The organism is Polynucleobacter sp. 35-46-11 (assembly GCF_002281105.1).
Map to the genome: position 1 here is coordinate 1 of NZ_NCFJ01000748.1, position 1,029 is coordinate 1,029.

Genomic DNA, 1,029 nt, shown 5'->3' on the forward strand with positions numbered 1-1,029 from the left:
TGAGCATAATTTTCCTTTTCAAAAAGAAACGAGCGACTTCGATATTGGCTTAGAGAATGGTTGTTCAGATAGCCAATATCTAGAGGCCTTAGATCAAGCTTTAAGTACTATGCATGATCAATTTAGACCCAACTTCATCATTTACTTAGCAGGCGCTGATCCCCATGAAGGGGATCGCTTAGGAAAACTTAAAATTACGCAAGATGGCATGCGTCTTCGAGATGATCAAGTATTTCAGTATGGGCGTGATCACCAAGTGCCGATCGCTTTCAGTATGGCTGGAGGCTATGGCAAAGAAATTGATTCCACCGTAAAAATCCACCTCCAAACCATTGAAGTGGCTTTGAGCTATGCAAGAAGATATGTTAATTTTTCTTGGCCGGCAGACTATTTAAGGTTTTAGCATCGTTTAGTTGCTGATCCACCAAATAGAGCGTGCCTCCATAATTCGCCTGCAAGTCATAACCCGATAATCCAACCGTATAAATAGTGATATTGGGATTAAATGAACGAATGGTCCCACCAGAACCCGCTGAGAAGTTTGCATCCACATCGATACCGCCGCGCTGTCCATCAATTGAGGTCAGCAAAAACTGATCAATAGCATCGGTGTTTTTAAAAATGATCACCTGATATTGATCTTGATATCCCGCGCCAATACCCTCGCCAGTTTTCATCGCTTGCATGAAGATAGGTTCAGGGCGACGCTTTTCAAACAGTACGCCCTCGCCTCTTGCTACCACCAATAAAACTACGTTTATGTTGGTCGTACTAAAAACGGCATACCCTGGCGCAGCTTCAATTTCTTTCTGCAGTTCTGGCTTTTGCTTAATGAGTGCGTCTAAACCCACTTTGGACATCTTTAGGGTAGCTTGTCTTTTTTCAGCAATCTCTTGCGCACTCAAAGGCTTACCATCAGCACCAGTAGATTGGTAATCCCCCCGCAGGCTAACCGCTCTCAGAGGTAGAATTTTCTCTATCAGAGGAGTTCTACATGAAACGATCTAAATTTACCGACAGCCAAATCAT

At 43.3% G+C, this 1,029-nt stretch carries 1 protein-coding gene and 1 pseudogene; one reads left to right on the plus strand and one right to left on the minus strand.

Translation table 11 applies throughout. The features are described 5' to 3' along the window. Window positions 1-403, plus strand: a pseudogene (locus tag B7Y67_RS19285) (histone deacetylase); the annotation flags it as partial. Here the strand turns inward: B7Y67_RS19285 and B7Y67_RS19290 are convergent. Further along, the gene (locus B7Y67_RS19290) at window positions 366-905 is read right to left on the minus strand and encodes a hypothetical protein (protein ID WP_293600016.1); all 540 of its coding nucleotides are present in this window, start codon (window positions 903-905) and stop codon (window positions 366-368) included. The pseudogene B7Y67_RS19285 and the gene B7Y67_RS19290 overlap by 38 nt on opposite strands. Window positions 906-1,029 lie beyond the last annotated feature (124 nt).